Here is a 21603-nt window from a genome sequence, read left to right on the forward strand (position 1 = left end):
AACAATGGAGGGACGGCATGACGACGACACGGAGAGACGCACTTAAAGCGGTTGCGGGATCGGTCGCCCTGGCATCGCTCTCGATCGAGGGAGTTTTGGCTCAGGCTGGCGGCAAGTTCGTCTACGCGAACAACAGCCCGTACGATAACCTCGATCCGCATACCATTTTTGATACAGCCCGTGCCGCGTCGCGTTTCAATCTCTACGACGGGCTCTACCGCTGGGTCGACAATCCCCCCAAGATGATCCCATGGCTGGCGGAGAGCCATACGGTCTCGGATGACGGCAAGGTCTACACGTTCAAGCTGCGGCAGAACGCCAAGTTCCACGATGGCAAGCCGCTGACATCTGCCGATGTCGTCTACTCGATCGAGCGCATCCTCGCCCTCAAAAAGGGGCCGGCCAGCCTGTACCTCGACAGCATCAAACCAGGATCGACACAGGCGCCCGATGCTCATACCGTCGTCTTCAACCTGAATGGCCCATCCGCGATTTTCCTGACCACCGTGCCCGACATCCTCGTGGTCAACAGCGCGCTGGTGAAGGCCAATGAGAAGGATGGGGACTGGGGCGAGGCCTGGCTCACGCGCAACGAGGCGGGCTCGGGATCCTATGCTCTTCGTCGGCATGACCCGGCCGTGGGCTTTACCGCACGCCGCTTCACCGACCATTTTGCGGGGTGGACCGGCCAGCCCTTCGACGACCTTGAATTCCGTACGGTCCTTGAGACGAACACCCGCGTGCTCGGCTTGATCCGCGGCGATTTCCAGGGCGCCGACGGCTATCTTCCCTATGATCAGATCCAGCGGCTCCGGCAGTCGAGCAACGTTCAGATCATCGAGCAGGAATCGATGAGGGTGTTCATCCTGGCGTTGAACTGCACCAAACCGCCGATGAACAATCCGAATTTCCGCCGCGCGCTGGCCTACGCCTTCGACTACGACGGTTTCATCAAGAGCATCATGAAGGACTCGGTCTCGCGGAATCCGGGACCCAACCCCAACAACATATGGGGCACGCCGGCCGGCCTGAAGGGCTACAGTTACAATCTCGAAAAGGCCCGCGAGGAGCTGAAGAAGGTGACGGAGCCGCTGCGCCCGATCACCATCAACGCCCTTGCCGGCTTCAGCGAATCCGAACAGGCGGCGACGCTGTTTCAGAGCACATTGCGCCAGATTGGGGTCGAGGTCGTGGTCGAGGTTTCGCCCTGGTCGCTCGTCTCCACCCGTATGCGCAAGGCCGACACCCAGGCCGATATCGTGCCGCTATGGAAGAGCACCTACTACGTCGATCCGAATAACTGGGTCGGGGAGCTGTATGGCACGCGCTATCACGGCACGCGCACCTTCTCGTACTACAGCAATCCCGAATTCGATAAGCGGCTCGACCGTGCCCTTGTCTCAAGTAGCCAGGAAGAACGCCGCAAGCTCTACGAGGAAATGACCCAGATGGTGAACGACGATGCCGCCGGCATCTTCGTTTACAACACGCGTTGGTACGGACCCTATTCGAGCAGGGTCGAGGGCATCCGCTTCTCCCCGGTCAGCAACGGCCAGGACATTCGCTGGGCATCTCTCAAGCGCTGAGCGGTCCTGACTTCTTCCAACCGGAGGCGTTGCCATGAACTGGCTGTCAATGGTGGCGAACCGATTGCTCTGGTTCGTGCCGACGCTCGTGGGGCTACTCGCGATCGTATTCGTGCTGTCGCGCGTCATTCCCGTCGACCCCGCGGTTTTGGCCGCGGGAGAGAACGCTTCCGTTGCGCAGGTCCAGCAGGTTCGGGAGCGCTTCGGGTTTGACAAGCCATTGCCGGTTCAGTTCGCGAACTACCTGCGCGACATCGCGCAGGGCAATCTCGGCACCAGTCTCTTTACCCAGCAGCCCATCGTCGACGACCTCGCTTCTCGTCTTCCCGCGACGCTGGAGCTGACGATCTTTGCCGTCCTGATCGCAGGCCTCATCGGCATCCCCTTGGGCGTGCTCTGCGGCCTGCACCGGAATTCATGGATAGACCACGTGCTTCGGGTCGTGACGGTTTCAGGCCTTGCTGTGGCATCCTTCTGGTTGGCGATGCAATTTCAGTTCCTCTTCTCGATGAAACTCGGATGGCTGCCGCTTTCCGGGCGCATTGAGGGATTTCCGCCCGAGCCGGTAACGGGTCTCATGCTGGTTGACGCTATGATCGAAGGCGATCGCGAGATGATCGGCTCCGCACTCAGGCACATTGTCTTGCCGACACTCACCCTGGCTTTGCCCGCTGCGGCCACCGTCGTCCGCTTTACTAGAAACGGCGTTATCGGCGTGATCAACTCGCCGTCTGTGGCCTACCAGACCGCGATGGGGCTGCCTCGTCGCCTGATTGTCTGGAAATACGTGCTTCGCATGGCATTGACCGCAACCGTCACGCAGCTCGGACTGATTTTTGGTATCCTCCTCGCCGGCGCGGTTGTCGTCGAGACCGTCTTTGATTGGCCCGGCTTGGGCGCCTATGCCGTGCGCTCGATCCTGCAGTCCGACTACAACGCTGTGATGGGCTTTACCCTCTGCACGGGCGCACTCTTCGTCCTGATCAATCTGCTGGTCGACATGCTGCAGGCTGCGATCGACCCGCGAGGTGCGGCCTGATGGATCTCCTGAAACGCTTTGCCAAAGATAAAGCCGCATTCATCGGATTGAGCCTGCTGGGCCTTCTCGTGCTGACTGCGGTGTTTGCGCCGCTGCTGGCCCCATTTCCGAACGATGTCTTCGATTTCCACATCGGGAACCGGCTTCAACCGCCATCGGCCACCGCGCTTTTCGGCACAGACCGGATGGGCAGCGACATCTTCAGCCGAATGCTGTTCGGCGCCCGGATCACGCTGATGCTGGCGGGGATTGCCGTCGGCTCGGCGCTCGTCATCGGCGTACCGATCGGTCTTATCGCCGGCTATTACCAGAACTGGGTCAGCGATGCGCTGATGCGGATCGCCGAGATCTTCCTTGCGGTGCCCCAGATCGTTCTGGCCATCGCGATCGCGCAGACGCTCGGACCATCGATCGAGAACGTCATTCTGGCGCTATCTTTGACATATTGGCCGTTCTGGGCGCGGCTGGTCTATGCCGAGACGCGATCCATGCGGAATGAGGTCTTCGTGGAGTCTGCGGTCGCGCTCGGTGCATCGCCTTGGCGCGTCATCGTCCTACACATCCTGCCGAACATCGCTTCGCCCATCATCGTCCGGACGTCGATTGGCATGGGCGCGACGATTCTGACCGCGGCAACGCTTGGCTTCCTGGGGCTTGGCGCGCCGCCGCCCACCCCCGAATGGGGGCGGATGATTGCGGAAAGTCGTGAGTTTCTCCCCGAAGCCTGGTGGTACGCTCTCGCTCCGGGCATCGCGATCTTCCTGACGGTGCTGGGCTTCAATCTCTTTGGCGACGGCCTGCGCGACATTCTGGACCCGCGTACGCGGCGCAGTGTCTGATCATGAGCAATCTCCTCGACATTCAGGCCCTGTCCCTGGGCTTTCGAACGGAAAAAGGTCTCGCCAAGGTCCTCGATCGGATCGATCTCAGCGTGAAGCCTGGTGAAATCGTCGGACTGGTCGGCGAATCCGGCTGTGGCAAGTCAACGCTTGCCCGTGCGATCCTGGGAACGCTTCCCGAAGGCCAGACGGAGATCAACAGCGGGCACATCCGGCTGGACGGTGTCGATATGCTCTCGGGAGGAAAGGCGGCCGAGCATCTGCGGGGCCGTGTCGTTACCTTTGTCCCGCAGGACCCCTTTGCGAGCTTCAATCCTCTGTTTCGGATCGGCACCCAGATCCACGACCTGATGCGCTTCAAAGCCCCTCGGGACGAAAAGGGGAGCTTCGGCCGTTCGCGCAAGGCAGATGAAGCAAGCGCCATCGCCATGCTCGATGCGGTGCAGTTGCCGCAGCCGAAGGCGATTCTGGACAAGTATCCTCACCAGCTATCGGGCGGCCAGCGGCAGCGGGTGATGATTGCCATGGCGCTTCTTCCTCAACCTCGGATGATCATCGCCGACGAGCCTACAACTGCTTTGGATGTGACGGTCCAGGCGCAGATCCTGGGGTTGCTGCGGCGGCTGGCGGTCGAACGAGGCGTTTCAGTCCTGTTCACGACCCATGATCTCGGCGCGGCCTGGGAAATCTGCGACCGCGTGGTGGTAATGTATGCTGGGCAGACTGCGGAAATAGCGCCGCGCGAGCAATTCTTCGGCGATCCCCGCCATCCTTATACGCGCATGTTGCTCGATAGTTTGCCCGCGCCCGGGCGTGATCCTGTCGGAATTCCCGGCGGTGTTCCCAGTCCGCTCAACGCCCCAAACGGTTGCCGCTTCAATCCACGCTGCCCCCGCGCAACGGACGTTTGTCACGATAGCAGGCCGACGCTGATTGCCGAGCCCAATGGCCACGCCGTTGCGTGTCATCATCCCTGGTCGGCCGAGGCGGAGGCTGCGCATGTCTGACGCCAACAATCCCCCCATCCTCGAAGTCGACAACCTGGCCCGGCACTTCCCTGTCCGAGGGTTCCTGAACCGGAAGGTTGGCAGCCTGCGCGCGCTGGACGATGTTTCCTTCGCCGTCGAGCCTGGCGAAATTCTGGGAATTGTCGGCGAATCCGGCTGCGGCAAGTCCACGCTCGGCAAGACGCTCATGGGCATCCACGAGCCAAGTGAGGGCGAAGTCCGGATGCTGGGCGAGAGAATTGCCTCGCCGGGCCAGAAGCGTGCTTCCAAAATCCGTGCGCGTCTTCAGTATGTCTATCAGGATCCGGGCGCTTCCCTCGACCCACGCTGGACACTGCGCCGCTCGCTCCACGAGCCACTGATTATTCACACCGACTGGTCGAGGGAAAAGCGGGAGGAAAAGGTCAGGGAGATCGTCAAGGCGGTTGGACTGCCCGTTGAGCACCTGGATCTCTATCCGCATGAAATCAGCGGCGGCCAACAGCGGCGGGTTGGTCTGGCTCGGATCCTGGTTCTCGGGCCGGAACTGGTCATCTTCGACGAGCCCACGTCGGGACTGGACGTTTCGGTGCAGGCGACCGTGCTGCGGCTGTTCCGCGACCTCAAGTCAGAATTCGATCTGACCTACCTCTTCATCAGCCATGACCTAGCTGTCGTGGAGTCGATCTGCGACCGCGTCATCGTCATGTATCTCGGGAGAATCGTTGAGATCGGGCGGACCGCCGAGGTTTTTGCCGCACCGCGCCATCCCTACACACAGGCGCTACTGTCGGCTGCACCTCGGATCGGCGGGCCTCGCATTACTGAGAATTTCTCGCTGCAAGGTGAGCCGCCTGATCCGTCCAATGTTCCGAGTGGGTGTCGCTTCCGTACGCGTTGCCAGTACGCGACATCGGAGTGTGCCGACACTCAACCGGAACTTGATGACAAAGATGGTCACGGCGTTGCATGCTTGCGCTGGCGCGAGTTGAACGTGTGAGGCCCGGTCTCTTCAAAGCTGTAGCCGCTCCTTCATGGCAGCTTGCTCTCGCGACCATGGTTGCGGTTCAAATGGCCACCGCGTTCCTCAGCCGGATTCCCCCGACCATTGCACCCATTCTCGCCGAGGAGCGAGGCTGGTCGGCTTCGGTGGTGGGGTATCTTGCCAGCCTCAACACGCTCGGTTCGATCCTCTTTCTTGCCTTGGGTGCGCCCTATCTGAGAGCTCTCGGTTCAGTGCGAGCCCTCCAAGTCGGGCTGATGATCGGAATCCTGGGTCTGGCGCTCTTTCTGCCGAGCTGGACGGTGACGGCCTGCATTGCCGCGCTGCTCATCGGTGTGGGGTACGGACCATCGTCGCCCGCGGGCAACGATGTCCTGCATCGCACAGCACCTCATGGCCGTCGCAGCATGATTTTCTCGATCAAGCAGGCTGGAGTGCCGCTCGGAGGAGTCATTGCGGGGCTCGCACTACCTCCTCTCGCAGCAACCTATGGTTGGCGCATCGCCCTCCTTGCTTCTGCGGTCTTCGTGCTTGCCATCATCGCCAGTGTCCAGCCGATGCGAGAGGCGCTTGATCGAGATCGGGAGAGGGGACTGAAGTTTGGATTGGGGGTGATCCTCTCCGTCTCCAATCTGGTGACACCGATCAGAACGCTGACAGCTTCGTCGACCTTGTTTCGTCTGGCGGCAGCGGGCGCTTGCCTGGCGATCGGGCAGGGGATCTGGTTCGCCTATCTCATGACGTATGCGGTCTCGCAGCTCGGCTACAGCCTCGAGACCGCCGGAGCGCTGTACGCATTGATGCAAGCAACCAGCATCGCCGGTCGTGTTTTTCTCGGTTGGCTCTCCGATCGGCTTGGAGTTCCACGATTGCTGTTGCGCTTGATCGGGTTGGCGTCAGGTGTGACCTCCCTGACATTGGCCCTGGCGACGCCCGAATGGCCTTTCCCGGTCTATTGCATCATCGCTGCGGTCGCGGGCATCACTGTATCTAGCTGGAACGGTGTCCAGTTGTCCGAAATCGCCCGGGCTTGTCCTCCTACACTCGTTCGGGAGGCTTCTTCCGCTGCCACCCTCGTCATTTTCCTCGGTTACGTCGTCGCGCCATCAGCATTTGCGATGACACTAAGCTTTACGTCCCGTTTCGACCTTGGCTTCTTCGCCTGTGCGCTTTCCGGAGTGGCGTGCTTGATCCTCGTGCCTGAGGAATGAAGCTCGCGCTTCAGAGGCTGCCTGTGGTGTGTCTGCTTTCAGCGAGGTTCCCTGGGAGATATCGATCTCGCCATTTCCGCCGGACCCGGGCAACGTTGGTCCATCATGGGGCAACCGAAGGTCTGGCACCTTGCTAGCGGAATCGAGCGGCGAGAGGGGGCGATAAAGGACCTCTGGAAACCGCACATGTGCACGCGCCATTTTAACGCTTCCTAATCGCCGGCTCTCGCAGACTGACGTCCCAAGCTCTCGGACCGCGGACGCGCTGTGCTTCTCGATCAAGGTTCACTTTTCACGGCATTTTCGCTGTCGGCGCTCGGCCTCGCGGCGGCATTCTTCGTGAACTGGCTGGTCACTCGCAGTGAGCGTTTCCTCATCGTCTGGACGATCGGCGTCTCGCTCATGGCGTTGGGCGTATTTGGCTACAGCTCGTACACTCGCTCGCTTTCACCCGTTGTGKGCACAATGGGCTACACCGCCCTGCTGGTCGGTCTGGCATGTGTCTATGGGGCTGGACGAGAGTTTCGCTCGAAGCGCCTGCCTTGGAAGGTGATGAGCCTCATGGCTATCGGCTCCTCGACTGCGATGGCCGTTCCCATGCTATCCGGCTACAACGGCGCATCGATCATCATCTTGAATCTGGCTGCGGCAACAATCCTTCTGATCACCGCTCGGGATTACTGGCGTGGACGCGCCGAGGATCGCTTCGCGATAACGGCGCTGAGCGGCCTTTACCTCCTGACTGCCACCTCCTTCGTGCCCTGCGCGGCGCTTCTGCTTCTCGGCGGGCACTGGATCTTGGCGTCCGCGCCCGACAACTGGGCCGAGGATCTGAACATCGTCATTTGCCTGACGACACTCGCGGGCATCGGCGCGTTGTCTCTTGCTCTCAATCAGTCGCGGCTCGCCCGAGGGCACAAGCAGGATGCGGAAACGGATGCGCTGACGGGGCTGCTGAATCGGCGGGCGCTCCTCCGGCGCATGGCTGGCGAGATCAAAGGGCCCGCGACAATCGTCTTATTCGACGTCGATCGGTTCAAGGGCATTAACGACAGCCATGGCCATGCGGCTGGAGATGAAGTCCTGCGCTTTTTCGGGAGCACCCTCGCGACCAATACACCAAGAAGTGGCCTCTCCGCCCGTATGGGGGGTGAGGAGTTTGCATTGCTGCTGCCTGATACGTCGCTCGTCATGGCTGCGATGTTGGCCGACGAAATCCGCCTGGGCCTTGGGAGCAAAATCTTTCACACAAGCCGCGGGGCCTTTGGGTGCACTGTGAGCGCGGGTGTCGCATATTCAGAGGGCATCGAAGCCTTCGAAGCGCTTTTGCATTCTGCCGATGAGGCCCTCTATGCAGCCAAGGGCAATGGCCGCAATCAGGTTGCGATCAGCTCCGGGGATGGGATTTTCCGGGCGCAGATGCATGGGCAAGCGGCCGGCCATCGCGGGCCAGTCGACCTTATCAAGTTGAAGGCGAGTTAGCCAAAATGATGAGCCGGGATCCTGTCCGCCGACGCAGCCCTTGACGCCTGGCACCAGGGCACTCGCTGAAACCTTCATGTTCGGGGGCACCGCGAGTCGAAGGGCGCCGGCAGCCAGACGACGTCCTTGCCGGGCACCAGCTTGCCCATCACCCAGGACGGGCCCCAGTCGTAGTAGAGCGTCGGCTCGCCGCGCATCACCCGCGCGATCACCTCGGCCATCAGCGCCTCGTATGCGCCGCGCGCTGACTTGACGGTGCCCTTCAGGCCGAATTTGTCGAGCTGGTGTTCGACGACGTAAAGGCTCACGCTTTCCCAGATCAGGAGACCGCTCCACCCGATCAAGCAACTTTCGCTTCCAAGTGCAGCGGAAGCGTCCAGGTTCTGGCGCCTCGTGGGTAAGGCCATTCCAATCGAGACGTACCGGCTGCTTTGCATTGAAGAGCAAGCACCGGCCGAGATAATGAGAGTTGGCTAGAGCGCTGCAACATGGAGATCCGGTGACTTTTCGTTTCGTCCACGCCGCCGATATCCACCTCGATTCCCCGCTGCGTTCACTTGCGCTCAGGGATCCAGATTTGGCGGAGCTGGTCGGCAATGCGACGCGACATGCCTTCGTGCGGATCATCGATCTCTGCCTCGCAGAGCAGGTCGACGCGCTGTTGATCGCTGGCGACCTTTATGATGGCGATCAGAGCTCGATGAAGACGGCGCGCTTTCTGGCCGAGCAACTCCGGCGGCTCGATCAAGCCGGCATCGACACCTTCATCATCCGCGGCAACCATGACGCGATGTCGCGGATCACGAAGGAGTTGGTGCTTCCGGACTCGGTCAAGGTCTTCGGCGGTCGCGCCGAGGCGCTGGAGCTTCCCGGCCCGGCGGGGCGGGTTCCGATTGTGGTCCATGGGCTGAGCTTTGCGCAGCCGCATGCTCCGGACAGCCTGCTCGGCAAGTACCGGCCGCCGGTGGAGGGCGCGGTCAATATCGGCATGTTGCACACCAGCCTGGCCGGCACCCCGGGCCACGACCTCTATGCGCCCTGCAGCCTGGCCGACCTCCGGGCGACGGGCTTTCGCTACTGGGCGCTCGGCCATATCCACAAGCGCGCCATTGTCGACGATGCCTGCATGATCGCGGTGCCGGGCATGCCGCAGGGGCGCGATATCAACGAGGCCGGATCGAAATCCGTCTCGCTGGTCGCGGTCGGCGACGACCGTTCCATCAGCATCGAGGAACGCGTGACCAGCGTCGCGCAGTTCGAGCGGGTCACGGTCGACGCGACCGGGATGGAGGATTGGCGGGAGCTGGTGTCGGGCGTCGCGCTAGCTCTGGAGGCGACACGCAGCGCGATCGATTCCGCGCACCTGGTCGCGCGACTGCAGGTCGTGGGAGCGACGCCGCTGGCCTGGCGCATCCGCCGCGACATGGACCTGTTGAAGACCGAGGCCGACGACCGGGCTGCCGCCATCGGCTCATGCTGGGTGGAGAAGCTGGAGATCTCCTGCCAGCCGCCCGCGCTGCCGGGTGAGACGCGGGGCGACCCGCTCACCGATCTCCATCGCCTGATCGAGGAGCAGATCCTCGGCTCCGATGCCTTCACAGCCACGCTGGCCGGCATGGCCGAGGAAATCCGGGGCCAGCTTCCACAGGAATGCCGCGACGTGCTGGGCGCCGACGAGGACGCCTTCCGGGAGCGTGTCGCACGCCTCGCCCGCGACGGCGCGGAAACGGTGGTCGCGCGGCTGCAGGCGGCGGGCGAGGGGGGCTGAGCATGCGCCTTTGCCGCCTCGACCTGACGCGCTACGGCAAGTTCACCGATCACAGCATCGATTTCGGCGCGCGACGCGACGGCGAGCCGGATCTGCATGTGATCTACGGGCCGAACGAGGCCGGCAAGTCGACGACCTTCTTGGCTTTTCTCGATCTCCTGTTCGGCATGGGACCGCAAAGCGCCTTCGACTTCCTGCATCCCTATTCCACGATGCGGATCGGCGCGGCGCTGGAGTTCGATGGTGAGACGCGGGAATTCGCGCGCATCAAGCGACCGCAGAACAGCCTGCTCGATGCCGAGGATCGTCCGCTGCCCGAAAGCGCCATCCGCGCGGAGATTGGCGGGATCGAGCGCGACGCTTATCGCACCATGTTCTCGCTCGATGACGAGACCCTAGAGAAGGGCGGCGAGAGCATCCTGGCGAGCAAGGGCGATCTCGGGCAATTGCTGTTCTCGGCCAGCGCCGGCCTCGCCCATCTCAGCCACAAGCTTTTCGATCTGCGGGCCGAGACGGAGAGGTTCTACAAGTTCCGGGCTCGCAGCGGCTTGCTCGCGGAGCTCAAGGCACGGCTCGCGGGGCTGAAGGCCGAGCGCGAGCAGTTCGACACGCTGGCGTCGGACTATGCGCGCCTGATCGAGACGCGGGACCGTGCCACCGGCCAATATGACGAAGCGGTCGGAGAGCGCGCGCGCCTCCAGGCCCGCATGGACGAGATTCAGCGTCATCTTGCGGCATTGCCCCGGCTCGTCGCGCTGCGGGCCGATCGCGAGCGCCTCGCGCCCCTCGCCGGTTTGCCGGAAGCCCCGCCCGGCTGGGCGGCCGAACTGCCGGCGCTGCAGAAGGAAGAGATCGCGCTCGGCGTCCAGAGCCAAGCTAGCCGCGAAGAGATCGAGCGGTTGCGCCACGAGATCCGGGCGATCGTCATCGACGAGGCCGCTCTTCGGCAAGCGGAGGGGCTGGAGCGATTGACCGAGCTGCGGGCACGCTACATCACGGCGGAGAGGGACCTCCCCGAACGCAGATTGCAATTGCGCCAGCTCGATCTGCAGGTTTCCGGCATCCTGCAGCGGATCGAACGCGACGGGGAGGCCGAGCCGCAGCGTCTCGTCTTGACCGCCGCGACGACCGGCCGGCTGCGCGAGCTGATCGAAGCGAGGTCGGGCCTCGATGCCGCCCTGCGCAATGCCGGCGAAGAACTCGCCGAGACCCGACGACGTCTCGCGGAGACCGCGGCCAAGCTGCCGAAGGCGGATCGGGCCGAGCCCGCTTCCCAGGATCGAGCGCGCGCGATCGCGGCGCTGGCGGCCACGGTCGAGGCCTTGCGGTCGGCCGATCATCAGGTGCGCTCGCGCCTCGCCGAGCGGGCGCGGGCGGCGGCGCAGGAGATCCTCGACGAGCGCGTGCCGGCGCTGCGCCCCTGGCAGGGCACGGTCGATCAGCTCGCCGGCATGACGATCCCCAGACCGGACATGCTGCGGCGCTGGAAAGCGTCCCGGGGCGAGAGCGAAACCCTGCTGACCCAGCACCGGCGGGAGATCGAGCGGCTGACGACCCAGATGCGGCATGTCGAGGCTGAGCGGGCGGGCCTTGCCGCGACGACCGGCATCGTGACCGACCGGGAGGCGGCCGAGATCCGCGCCCGGCGCGAACAGGCCTGGGCGGTGCATCGGCGCGAGCTCGATACAACCTCGGCAGACATCTTCGAGGCGGCCCTGCGCCATGACGACCTCGTCGGCGGCGGGCGTCTCTCGCATATGTCCGAGCTGGCGAGGCTGCATCAGAGCGGGCAGGCCTTGGCCGTCGCGCAGGCCGATCTCGCCCGCGCGGAGGAGCTGGCCGCGAACGCCGCGGCCGCTCTCGACGGCATCGACGCTGAGGTCGCGCAAGCTGTGCGTGTCATGGCGCCGTCCTGGTCCCCGGTGCCGCCCTTGCCGGAACTTGAGGATTGGCTGTCGCGTCGAGACCGGGCCCTGGAGGCGCGGGAGGCAGTGCGGGCCGCCGAACGGGATCTGGATGCAGCGCAGGCGGACATCCGCGAGGCGCGGGCTCAACTTTCGGCCGCGCTGGCGCGAGCAGGGCTCTCCGCTGTGGAGGACGCCGATGTCGGCACCCTGCTCGCGGAAGCCCAGGCCGGCCTGGAGAACGAGGCGCAGTTGCGGCGGCTCTACGCAGAGCTGGCGGACCGGCAGCGCGATGTGGCGATGCGCGAGCGCACGGCGGAACAGGCGGTGACGAAGGAGCGGGAGTGGGTCGAGGCCTGGTCCGCGACCTGTCGCAGTTGCTGGCTGGCGGAGGCGGGTTCGGTCCCCGCCCTCGGCGTCGTGCGCGAGATCCTGACCGCGATGGCCGATCTCGCGCCGACGCTGGAGAAGCGCGCGGGCCTCGTCGACCGCATCGACAAGATGGAGAAGGACCAGGCGGCGTTTCGAGAAGAGGTCGCGGTTCTCGCGCAGGCTCTGGGCATTCCGCGCGAGATGCCGGTGCTCGACAGCATCCGGGAGATCGTCGACAGGGTCCGGCAGGCCGGCGCCAGCGAGGACCGTCGCACGCAACTATCCGCCCAACTGGGGACCGCGGCGGATCGGCAGCGCAAGCTGGTCGAGAAGCATAGGATCCATGCCGGCCAAACGGAGCGGATGATCGCCTTTTTCGACGCGAGCTCGCTGGCCAATGTCGCCGAAGCGCTAGATCGGATCGCGCAGCGCCGGGCGCTGCTGGAGCGGGCGGGCGAAGCCGAGCGCGACATCTGCGAGGCGCTGCGCAGCGACGACCTCGCCAGTGCCGAGGCGGCGCTCGACAGCGTGGTCCGGCCGGCGCTGGAGGCCGAATGGAACGAGCTGAAGGTGCGGTTCGAGGATCAGGACCAGCGCTGCCACGAGCTCTTCGCAGCCCGCGCGACGGCGATCGATCAGGTCGAGGCCATTGGCGGCGATGCCAGGGTCGCCGAGATCGAAGAACGTCGCCGCACGACCTTGCTGGAGATCGAGGACGGAGCGCTGCGCTATCTGCAATTGCGCGCCGGCATCGCCGCGGCGGAACAGGCGCTTTCGATCTATCGGGAGCGCCATCGCAGCTCGATGATGGAGCAGGCCTCGGCCGCGTTCAGGACAATCAGTCGGGGCGCCTATTCCGGCCTTGCGGCGCAGCCCGGGAAGGATGGCGAGACGCTGATCGCCCTTGCTGCTGGCGGCGGCTCGAAAGCCGCGGACGAGCTGTCGAAGGGCACGCGCTTCCAGCTCTATCTCGCGCTGCGCGTCGCCGGATACCATGAATTCGCAAAGGCGCGCCGCACCGTGCCGTTCGTGGCCGACGACATCATGGAGACGTTCGACGATTTTCGCGCCGAGGAAGCGTTCCGGCTGTTCGCGGATATGGCGCGGAATGGTCAGGTCATCTACCTGACACACCATCAGCACCTTTGCGAGATTGCTCAGCGGGTCTGCCCAACAGTCCGTTTGCACAGGCTGGACGCGCCAGAAGCACCGCGTTTGATAGCCTGACGCCCCTCGACAACGTCTGCTTTCAGGCAAAACGTCAAGGTCGGCTTCTGGCGCATCGAGGGCGAGTCGCGCCCCGCCGCTTAGACCCTACCTAAGCCCCAGATCGCTCGTTCGATCGAGGGCCGACTAGGCGCCTCGAAAATCGGCTCCTTCTACGGAGAAGCGAGCAGATCGTCACCCTCCAGATTTTAGCGATTGACCATCGCTTCGCCTGGGTCCGTGATCGTCGCGGATTCTAATGGCTTAGGTCTGTGTATGAAGCACAACCGCGAGACCGCTTTTCCGGCTTTGGAAGATATGAAAACCAAAGCGGAGAAGATCCACGCGCTCGCGCTGGCAGGCTATTTCAGGACCGAGATCGCCGAGATGCCCGGTATTTTCCTTTGTTCCATAATGTAAATTATCGGAATCGCTGGTGTCGCCAGGTGGGTTCAAGTTTTGAGGAAGTCACTTATATCCCAAGAGGCACTCTCCCGCTCCGCAATCACGGCACAATCTGCATCTTAACCGAGGCCGAAGGTCTGACTCGACCAGGAGTTAAGGATTGGTAAAACACACACGTTTTGGGGGAAGGGCTATGCGTACGTTTCTCGTGCTAGGTGTATTGGCGGCATCGGCTTTGCCGACCCTGGGACAGTCGCCGGCGCAGTCAGAAGCACAAAAGCGAAAGCAGCACGTCCCTTATGTTCGTGCGGCCACTGATTGCATAGCCGCGGTTGTCCGCCGCGACGACGGATTTGACGGCGCGGTCGCATACGATAGCTTTCAGCCCCTTATCAATCGCGCGTTGTCGACTTGCTCGCAGTCGATTTCAGTGATGATTTCGACCCACGACGCCATCTACGGCTTTGGCGGCCAAGGGTTCTACACCGGCCCCTATCTCACCGACCTGGAGCGAGCCGTGCGCGTGCGCTTGGCCAGCCAGATCGCAACCTCCCGAGCGGACGCTGAGCGCAGGACAGCTGAGCGGCAGGCCAATGAGGAGCGGGAACGCGCCGAGCGGCAGGCCAGGCTGGAGAAAGAGAAGGCCGAGCGCGAGGCAGCCGCAGCACATGCAGAGGCTCAGCGGATCGAAGCTGAAACCCGGGCGAAGGCAGCTCGGGCCGAAAGGACGGAACTCCTGGAGAGGACCCGAGACCTTATCCGGGCAAAGACGCTTGCCTGCATCGGCAAGGAAGGCGCGACTATGCTCCTGACCGATGAGAAGGCGGAGGTCGTCGCGAAGGCGGCCATGATCTTCTGCCAAAACGACGTCGATGCGCTGGTGAAGGTCACTACCGAGCTGGTGGAGAACGAGGCAGGTGGGCCGTCCGATCGCTCGCTGGTCCGAAAGATCGCGGAGGACCGCGTCCGTGACGTCGTCACGGCTTACGTCATCCGGTCGCGCGGCGACCTCATTGGTAAGAACCTGAAGGAGCAGCAGGCGCCTTCGAAGCCCGCCGAGAGTTCCAGAAACTCCCCAACCCTCTAGCTCGGTTGCCGCGGGCAGATCGGGACGGCGGAAAGGGCGCCTCATGGGATTCAGGTTTCGGCGTTCCGTTCGTCTCTTCCCGGGCGTCAGGCTGAACTTTAGCCTCAGCGGCGTGAGCGTGAGCGCCGGCGTGCCGGGAGCTATGATCAACATCGGCCCGCGTGGCAGTCGCTTGACCATGGGCCTGCCCGGCACCGGCATTTCCTACACTCACAATCTAAGTTCGCCTCGCCCCGCCAAACGCTCGGCGCGCCCCGCTGAAATCTACCTGGAGCCACCGGCGCCACCCGAGCCGATGCATCCAGGCTCTGAGTCGCAGCCAGGGCCGTTGGTCGGGGAGATCAAAAGCGCCGAGGTGGCAAGCCTGACCAGTCCCGACCTCGAGGGCCTCAAGAAGCTGATCAACGATGCTGCGCATCAGAAGGCCTTGCTCCAGGGGGATCTCACCGAGGCGGTTGCAGATCGACGTCGCGCCTGGCGGAAACTGCGACGCCGCGAACAGTTGCCGCTTCGCGTTGTGATGAAGTCCTCGATCCCGGCGGCACGCGCTGCTTTCGAGGAAGCGGAAGAGGAAGCCTTGAAGGTCGCCGCGGCGATTATGGCGACAGAGATCAAGGTCGAGATCGATCTCGACGACCAGACCTGGTCGGCATGGGCGGAGGTGAGGAAGACGTTCGATCGGCTCTCGCAGACCGCGAAACTCTGGGACGTCACATCGTCCGTTGCCGTCGATCGCTTCAGCACCCGATCAGCCGCTCACGAATCCATCACGCGCACGCCTGTCGGCTTGAGGACAGTTGTCGACGGCATCGTCGCAACATCTGGTGGCGGGCACCGTTTTGAAAACGCCAACGGTGGCGATCTCGACATCTTCCCGGGCTTCATGCTCATCAGGGACAAGGCGAGCAGCGACTACGCCCTCATCGACCTTCGTGACCTCACCGTCGAGACTTATGGCTGCCGGTTCATCGAGCGCGAAACGGTCCCTCCCGACGCCGAGATTGTCGGGCACGCCTGGCACAGGTCGAACAAGGACGGATCGCCCGACCGCCGGTTTTCAGAGAACTTTCAGATCCCGATCGCCCTCTATGGAGAGATCAGGTTCAGGACCAGGAACGGGGTCGAAGAAGCTTACCACGCCAGCCACTGTGGCTCCGCACTCGCATTCGGAAATGCGATCGCCAGCTTCCAGGATGCCCTTCGGCGGCAGGCAAAGAACTCGAAATCGGTCGTTGGTCCAGCGAGTGCAAGTGAGGGGCTCCAGAAGGATCCCAGCGCATTGCTGCCGGCCTTGCCAAAGGTGCTCGGCGCCTACGAGGTGATTGCGATCCCGGCGCTGCTTGCCGGACTGATTGCCTACGGCCCGATCTCCAACCTTGCGCGGCCGAAGCTGACTTCTGCTCCCATGGCCGCGATCTCGTCGACTCCGGCTATATCGATAGTGAGCGCCGAACGGCCAAGCACCAGTTCGACGCCCGTATCCGCGCCGCCCCAGGTCGCTCCAATTCCGTCGGCCGTGCTACCAGCGCCGATATCAGTTTCGGCACCCGCTCTTGCTTCAGCAGCACCGAGCGTGATCGAGAAGATGGTGGTTAAGCAGACCGCGAACGTCCGAGCCGGCCCCGATCGAGCCGCCGCATCGGTCAAGGTCGTACCGATCGGGACTACGGTCACAGTCTTCGAAAAGCGCGGCAGTTGGATCAAGATTGGCGACACTGCCGCCTGGGGTTGGACACACGTCAGCTTGCTGCAGCAACGGTAGTGGTTCATTGCGGGACCGTCGCTCGTTGGAGATGGTGCTTCACGCTACTTAAGAACCCCGGACGAAGAGTGAGAAATCGGTGCGGATCAATTCGGCTCTTTGAGTCCGTTGATCGTCTCGGCGCGAGCGTTGTCATAAGAGTCACCGACGCTGCCGACGGAGGGTTCGATACCGGCCTCGGCAAGGCGCTCGCTGTATCGAATGCTGACGTATTGAGATCCCGTGTCCGAATGGTTCAGGCTATCCGGATTATCGTGTGGGGGGCGTGTGCAGCCGCTAGTGGTGGCAACAGCACGGTTCTTGCTTGGCGCGGGGCCCTTAGCTATATCCTTAGCTAAGGAGAGTGCTCATGGCCCAGTTTTCGGTTCACGATGCGAAGACCAATCTATCCAAACTGATCGCAGACGCACTTGAGGGCGGAGACGTCGTCATCGCTCGTGGTAACGTGCCAGTAGTACGCTTGGTGCCGGTCGCGTCACGCGGCAAGCGGCGCTTTGGGGCACTCAAAGGAAAGATTGCCGTCGATGCGCGCTTTGACGAGCCGTTGCCAGAGGACGAACTCGTGGGATGGAATCTCACTTGAGGCTGCTACTCGATACCCATGCTCTGATTTGGTGGCTTGCGGGTGACGAGGCGCTGAGCAGTCGGGCTCGCGAGGCCATCGAGGACGAGGGCAACAGCATCGCCGTCAGTGCCGCCTCAGCCATGGAGATTGCCACCAAATTCCGAATAGGGAAACTTCCTGACGCCGCGCCGCTAGCGCAGGACTTTGAGGCGATCATCGCCGATCAAGGCTTTGTCGAGCTGGCGATCACCGTCCTCCATGCCCTGCGAGCCGGTGAGATGAACATTGCACACAAGGACCCGTTCGACCGCTTCCTGATTGCCCAGGCTCAATCCGAGGACATGGTGCTGATTTCGAACKAAGCGCTATTCGATGGCTTCGCCCTCAAACGCCTGTGGTAGCGAGTCCTCCACACGGTAATCCGAATGGCCATGATTCACGAGGCCACTGCGATGGACCGGCCGTAGCCATATACAAGGCTCGTATTGCCGAGCTCCATCAAGCTGCCTGAGATTCCGCCCGAGCCACAGGTTCGACTGTGGTAGTGATCTTTCGCAGCTGGGTGAGGTTCAGGTTGTGAGCTCGGGATTGCGTAAATTCTTGAGTGTAGCCCGAGCCGAATGCCGACTCGGATATAGCGTCGGATTCGGAAGGCAGACTCGGAAATAGCTGATTTAGACTCGGATATGAATGTAAGTCAGTTGAACGATTGCAATGAGTTAGCTGGGTAGTTGACTCGGGAACAAGTGATTTCTTCAGTTTGAAGCACGACTTGCGAATGACCCCAATGGGTTACCAGTCGCAGGAACGCAGCGATGCAACCTCCGGCAGTTCTCGTCCCCTGGTCGAAAATTCCACCAGCTAGCATGCCTGGTATCGTGGAAGAGGACGAAGGTCCTCTTTGGCTTCCTCTCTCACGCGCCCGGACGGTGCTCCCGGAACCCGGCAGCCAGCGCACGGAGGGCCTCACGGGATTTCGCATCGGTGAGCGTGGAGAACATCACGATCTCGGTAGAGGGAAGTGGAGGCAGGCCAAAGCGCTGGCTGACCTCGATCGTACCGGGCGGGACGAGACGACAGGAAAAGGCCGCGATGGCAAGGCCGGCGGAGACGGCTGCCGTCACCATGGATGACGTGCCGCCAAGGAAGACCTCCGTCCAGGGTATGGAAGCGGTGTCCAGCGCACGGGCGGCGATGTCGCGCACACCGCAGGCGGGCGAGAGCGCGGCCAGCCGCAAAGGCTCGCCCTGACGATGCTCGAATCCCGGGGCCGCGAACCAGCCGAAATGCTCCAGCCCCAGCACCTCGCCGTCGCGCCGGTCGTCCTCGCGCCGAATGATGGCGGCGTCCAGTTCGCCGCGATCGAAAGCGTCCAGCAGCACGCGCGAATTGTCCATCCGCACTTCAATGGTCAGGCCGGGATCATGGGCGTTGAGCCGGGCCAGAAGGGTCGGAACCTCCGGCCCGGCCACATGGGCGGCGATGCCGAGACCGAAGCGGCGGCGCCCCGCAACAAGACCCGCCATGGCACGGTCGTGAGCCGCGAGGAAGTCGCGCGCGCCCACGAGGAACACTGCCCCTTGCGCGGACAGGCGTACCGAGCGGGGCGTGCGTTCGATGAGGCGTTGGCCGAGCCGGTCTTCCAGTCGCTTGAGCTTCACGCTGATGGCCCCCTGCGTCGTCCCGAGCGCCTCGGCGGCCCGGGTGAAGCTATGGAGATCGGCGATGGTGACGAACGCCTGGACGGCGTCCACGTCGAGCGCGGCCATTTAATGATCCGGATATGTTGTCTCTGAAATATACAACCATCCAGTTTTGGCATGGTCAAGGTTTCGCTAGCTTGCCTCGACTCCGCAACGCGCGAACCGAAGCACATGCGCCTTATGTCATGACCGGCTTCGCCGTTGCGCCCCCGACATCGAAAGACTGAACCATGACTGTCGCCGTATCCGCACCAACCGGTAGCCGAAGTGCTGTCGCGCTCGCCGCCGTTTGCCTGTCTGCCCTGATGTTCGGACTGGAGATCTCCAGCGTCCCGGCGATCCTGCCGACGCTGGAGCAGGTGCTCCACGCGGATTTCCGGCAGCTTCAGTGGATCATGAACGCCTATACGATCGGCGTGACGATGGTGCTGATGGCTGCGGGCGCGCTCGCCGACCGCTTCGGGCGCAAACGCGTGTTCATCGCCAGCATCGTCGCCTTTGGCATGGCATCGCTCGCCTGCGGGGTCACGACGAGCGTCGCGGTGCTGATCGGCGCCCGTTTCCTTCAGGGCTTGAGCGGCGGGGCGATGCTGGTGTGCCAGATCGCCATCCTGTCGCACCAGTTCCGCACGCCCACCGAGCGTGGCATGGCCTTCGGCTGGTGGGGCATCGTCTCCGGTGTGGGGCTGGGGTTCGGTCCGATCATCGGCGGCGTCATCGTCGCGCTCTGGAGCTGGGAATGGGTGTTCCTCGTCCATGCAGTCCTCTGCATCATGACGGTTTTGCTGGCAGCCAGCGGCGTACGAGAATCACGCGACCCGGACGCGATCCGTCTCGACTTCGTCGGCATCGTCACATTGTCGGCCGCCGTATTTTGCCTCGCATTTTTCATCACCCAGGGACCGGTACTCGGCTTTGCCAGCCTGACAGCGMTTTCAATTCTCGGCGTGTCCTTCGCGAGCTCCATCGCCTTCGTCATCGCGGAAAAGCTTAGCCCGAGGCCGATGGTTGACTTCTCGGTGTTCCGCATCCGGCCGTTTTCCGGTGCGATCGTCGGCTCGGCCGCGATGAACATGAGCTTCTGGCCGTTCATGATCTATTTGCCGATTTGGTTCCAGGCGGGCCTTGGCTATGACAGCGTCGCCGCCGGTCTCGGGCTGCTCGCCTATACGCTGCCGGCCCTGGTCGTGCCGCCGCTGGCCGAGCGCTTGTCGCTACGCTACCAGCCCCGCCTCGTGATTCCCGCCGGCCTGTTCACCATCGGGCTCGGCTTCATTCTGATGAAGTTCGGCAGCGCGGCCGCGAGCGCGAACTGGTTGACGATGCTGCCGGGCTGCATCCTGGCAGGTGCCGGCCTTGGCCTGACCAATACGCCGGTCACCAACACGACAACGGGATCGGTTCCCCCTGCCCGCTCCGGCATGGCCTCCGGCATCGACATGAGCGCACGGATGATCTCGCTCGCCATCAACATTCCCATCATGGGCTTTATTCTGGTCGAAGGTGTGCTGTCTTCGCTCAGAACGAACCTGCCGCTCGACGCGGACCCGTCTGCTCTGCGCTCGCTCGCCGAAAGAATTGCTGCCGGGACCGCAGGCTCGTCGGGACAGGGCATATCCGACACCATCGTCCGCCAGGCCCTAACCGACGGCTTCGGACGGGTCATGCTCTATGGCGGCTTGTGCGCGTGGCTGCTCGCAGCAGTGAGCTTGATGGTGTTTGCCCAAGCCAGAAAGCTCTCCCGAGATTGTACGGCCTGACATCCGGAAATTCTGGCAGACGCTCGTGGACGATGCGGCATACCGCTGGACAGCGTTATGCCGTGCTGTTGGGCGCGCTCAAGCCGCGTCCGCACCGAGGGCCCGGCGAAGAGAATCGAGCCCGCGAAGGCCACGAGGCGGGCCGCGATAAAGAGCCGCGCGATTTCATGAGGCCTGCTCGGCCGCGACCAGATCGAGAAGATGAGGGAAAAGCCTGTCCAGTTCGGCCCGGCGCAATGTGGCCGCGCGGCTATTGCCCCGATTTACCTGCCGGATCAGGCCCGCTTCACGCAAGACGCGAAAATGGTGTGTCAGTGAAGCCTTGCTGACCGCAAAGCCGAACGACGCGCAGGTTCTCTGCGTGCCTTCGGGAGCGCGCGCGAGCTCCGCCACCACGCGACGGCGCAGCGGATCGGCGAGTGCCGCCAGGACCGGACCAAATGAGATCTCGGCCACTTCCGGATGTCCTTCTCCGTCCGGCAATCTTGCCCTCCATCCCCAGGTAAGGCTTGAGCCTTACCATAAATTCGATAAGGTACGATCAAAGACTTACCATAAGGAGAGGCGATGTCTCAATCCGCTGTTGATCTACCGCTGCCCGATGCGGATGAAACCGGACCTTACGCCCTGATGGGGACTGCGAGGGCGAAGCCCGGAGAAGCGGATGCCCTCGAAACGCATCTGCTGTCGCTGGTTGCGCCAACCCGCCTTGAGACGGGAGCGCTGGCCTATCATGTGCACCGCGATCGTAACGACCCCGACCTTTTTGCCTTCTACGAGGTCTGGAGCAGCCGCGAAGCGCTGGCGGCCCATCTGAAGCAGCCCTACATCGCCGCCTTCCTGGCCGATCGCACGCGCTATCTCGAGGGAGACTTGCAGATTCGCTGGCTTCGTATGGCGAGTCGTTATCCGACGCGTCTGTAGT

18 protein-coding genes and 1 pseudogene are annotated in these 21603 nt (G+C 63.0%); 15 read left to right on the plus strand and 4 right to left on the minus strand.

Going from position 1 to position 21603, the window contains the following annotated elements; all coding sequences use genetic code 11:
- Positions 1-17 precede the first annotated feature (17 nt).
- From AC1DIN_RS19355 to AC1DIN_RS19385, 7 genes are all read left to right on the plus strand, one after another.
- The gene (locus AC1DIN_RS19355; protein ID WP_476810970.1) at positions 18-1586 is read left to right on the plus strand and encodes an ABC transporter substrate-binding protein; all 1569 of its coding nucleotides are present in this window, start codon (positions 18-20) and stop codon (positions 1584-1586) included.
- A gap of 34 nt (positions 1587-1620) precedes the next feature.
- Positions 1621-2625 carry an ABC transporter permease gene (locus AC1DIN_RS19360; protein WP_476810971.1) on the plus strand — a complete coding sequence of 335 codons (1005 nt, stop codon included), beginning with the start codon at positions 1621-1623 and terminating at the stop codon, positions 2623-2625.
- Entirely contained in the window at positions 2625-3464 is an 840-nt protein-coding gene (locus AC1DIN_RS19365) for an ABC transporter permease (protein WP_441471864.1), read from the plus strand. The genes AC1DIN_RS19360 and AC1DIN_RS19365 overlap by 1 nt, the downstream gene beginning before the upstream one ends.
- 2 nt (positions 3465-3466) lie before the next feature.
- On the plus strand, positions 3467-4471 hold the full coding sequence (locus AC1DIN_RS19370; protein WP_441471865.1) for an ABC transporter ATP-binding protein: 1005 nt from the start codon (positions 3467-3469) through the stop codon (positions 4469-4471).
- Complete coding sequence (locus AC1DIN_RS19375; protein ID WP_476810972.1) at positions 4464-5450, plus strand: ABC transporter ATP-binding protein; 987 nt, start codon at positions 4464-4466, stop codon at positions 5448-5450. The genes AC1DIN_RS19370 and AC1DIN_RS19375 overlap by 8 nt, the downstream gene beginning before the upstream one ends.
- A gap of 71 nt (positions 5451-5521) precedes the next feature.
- The gene (locus tag AC1DIN_RS19380) at positions 5522-6664 is read left to right on the plus strand and encodes an MFS transporter (protein WP_476810973.1); all 1143 of its coding nucleotides are present in this window, start codon (positions 5522-5524) and stop codon (positions 6662-6664) included.
- Between the two features lie 267 nt (positions 6665-6931).
- The gene (locus tag AC1DIN_RS19385) at positions 6932-8146 is read left to right on the plus strand and encodes a GGDEF domain-containing protein (protein WP_476810974.1); all 1215 of its coding nucleotides are present in this window, start codon (positions 6932-6934) and stop codon (positions 8144-8146) included.
- A gap of 74 nt (positions 8147-8220) precedes the next feature.
- On the opposite strand, the gene AC1DIN_RS19390 is transcribed toward AC1DIN_RS19385, so the two are convergent.
- Positions 8221-8454 carry a glycine betaine ABC transporter substrate-binding protein gene (locus AC1DIN_RS19390; RefSeq protein WP_441471869.1) on the minus strand — a complete coding sequence of 78 codons (234 nt, stop codon included), beginning with the start codon at positions 8452-8454 and terminating at the stop codon, positions 8221-8223.
- A 191-nt stretch (positions 8455-8645) separates the two neighbouring features.
- On the opposite strand from AC1DIN_RS19390, the gene AC1DIN_RS19395 reads away from it, so the two are divergent.
- The 4 genes from AC1DIN_RS19395 to AC1DIN_RS19410 all read left to right on the plus strand — a co-directional run bounded on the left by AC1DIN_RS19395 (position 8646) and on the right by AC1DIN_RS19410 (position 16650).
- Positions 8646-9914 carry a metallophosphoesterase family protein gene (locus tag AC1DIN_RS19395; RefSeq protein ID WP_476810975.1) on the plus strand — a complete coding sequence of 423 codons (1269 nt, stop codon included), beginning with the start codon at positions 8646-8648 and terminating at the stop codon, positions 9912-9914.
- A gap of 2 nt (positions 9915-9916) precedes the next feature.
- On the plus strand, positions 9917-13417 hold the full coding sequence (locus AC1DIN_RS19400) for an ATP-binding protein (RefSeq protein WP_476810976.1): 3501 nt from the start codon (positions 9917-9919) through the stop codon (positions 13415-13417).
- Between the two features lie 577 nt (positions 13418-13994).
- A complete protein-coding gene (locus tag AC1DIN_RS19405) occupies positions 13995-14888 on the plus strand; it encodes a hypothetical protein (RefSeq protein ID WP_476810977.1) in 894 nt (297 codons plus the stop codon).
- Positions 14889-14931: 43 nt separating this feature from the next.
- Positions 14932-16650, plus strand: coding sequence for a DUF4236 domain-containing protein (locus tag AC1DIN_RS19410; protein WP_476810978.1), 1719 nt, complete (start codon positions 14932-14934; stop codon positions 16648-16650).
- 101 nt (positions 16651-16751) lie between these two features.
- On the opposite strand, the pseudogene AC1DIN_RS19415 reads toward AC1DIN_RS19410, so the two are convergent.
- Positions 16752-16886 (minus strand): annotated as a pseudogene (locus tag AC1DIN_RS19415) (IS3 family transposase); the annotation flags it as partial.
- Between the two features lie 113 nt (positions 16887-16999).
- Here AC1DIN_RS19415 and AC1DIN_RS19420 point away from each other — a divergent pair.
- Complete coding sequence (locus tag AC1DIN_RS19420) at positions 17000-17233, plus strand: type II toxin-antitoxin system Phd/YefM family antitoxin (protein ID WP_476810979.1); 234 nt, start codon at positions 17000-17002, stop codon at positions 17231-17233.
- The gene (locus AC1DIN_RS19425; RefSeq protein WP_476810980.1) at positions 17230-17616 is read left to right on the plus strand and encodes a type II toxin-antitoxin system VapC family toxin; all 387 of its coding nucleotides are present in this window, start codon (positions 17230-17232) and stop codon (positions 17614-17616) included. Before AC1DIN_RS19420 ends, AC1DIN_RS19425 begins: the two co-directional genes overlap by 4 nt.
- Before the next feature lie 513 nt (positions 17617-18129).
- Here AC1DIN_RS19425 and AC1DIN_RS19430 read toward each other — a convergent pair.
- Positions 18130-18984: a LysR family transcriptional regulator gene (locus tag AC1DIN_RS19430; RefSeq protein WP_476810981.1), complete on the minus strand. Its 855-nt coding sequence runs from the start codon at positions 18982-18984 to the stop codon at positions 18130-18132.
- A 164-nt stretch (positions 18985-19148) separates the two neighbouring features.
- Here AC1DIN_RS19430 and AC1DIN_RS19435 point away from each other — a divergent pair, with 164 nt between their 5' ends.
- Positions 19149-20678 carry an MFS transporter gene (locus tag AC1DIN_RS19435; RefSeq protein WP_476810982.1) on the plus strand — a complete coding sequence of 510 codons (1530 nt, stop codon included), beginning with the start codon at positions 19149-19151 and terminating at the stop codon, positions 20676-20678.
- Positions 20679-20843: 165 nt separating this feature from the next.
- Here the strand turns inward: AC1DIN_RS19435 and AC1DIN_RS19440 are convergent, their stop codons facing one another.
- Entirely contained in the window at positions 20844-21134 is a 291-nt protein-coding gene (locus AC1DIN_RS19440; protein WP_441471874.1) for an ArsR/SmtB family transcription factor, read from the minus strand.
- 111 nt (positions 21135-21245) lie between these two features.
- On the opposite strand from AC1DIN_RS19440, the gene AC1DIN_RS19445 reads away from it, so the two are divergent.
- Positions 21246-21602, plus strand: a complete 357-nt coding sequence (locus AC1DIN_RS19445) for a putative quinol monooxygenase (protein ID WP_441471875.1) — start codon at positions 21246-21248, stop codon at positions 21600-21602.
- Position 21603: the final 1 nt, after the last annotated feature.

This window comes from Allobosea sp. 05T438 (assembly GCF_056396025.1).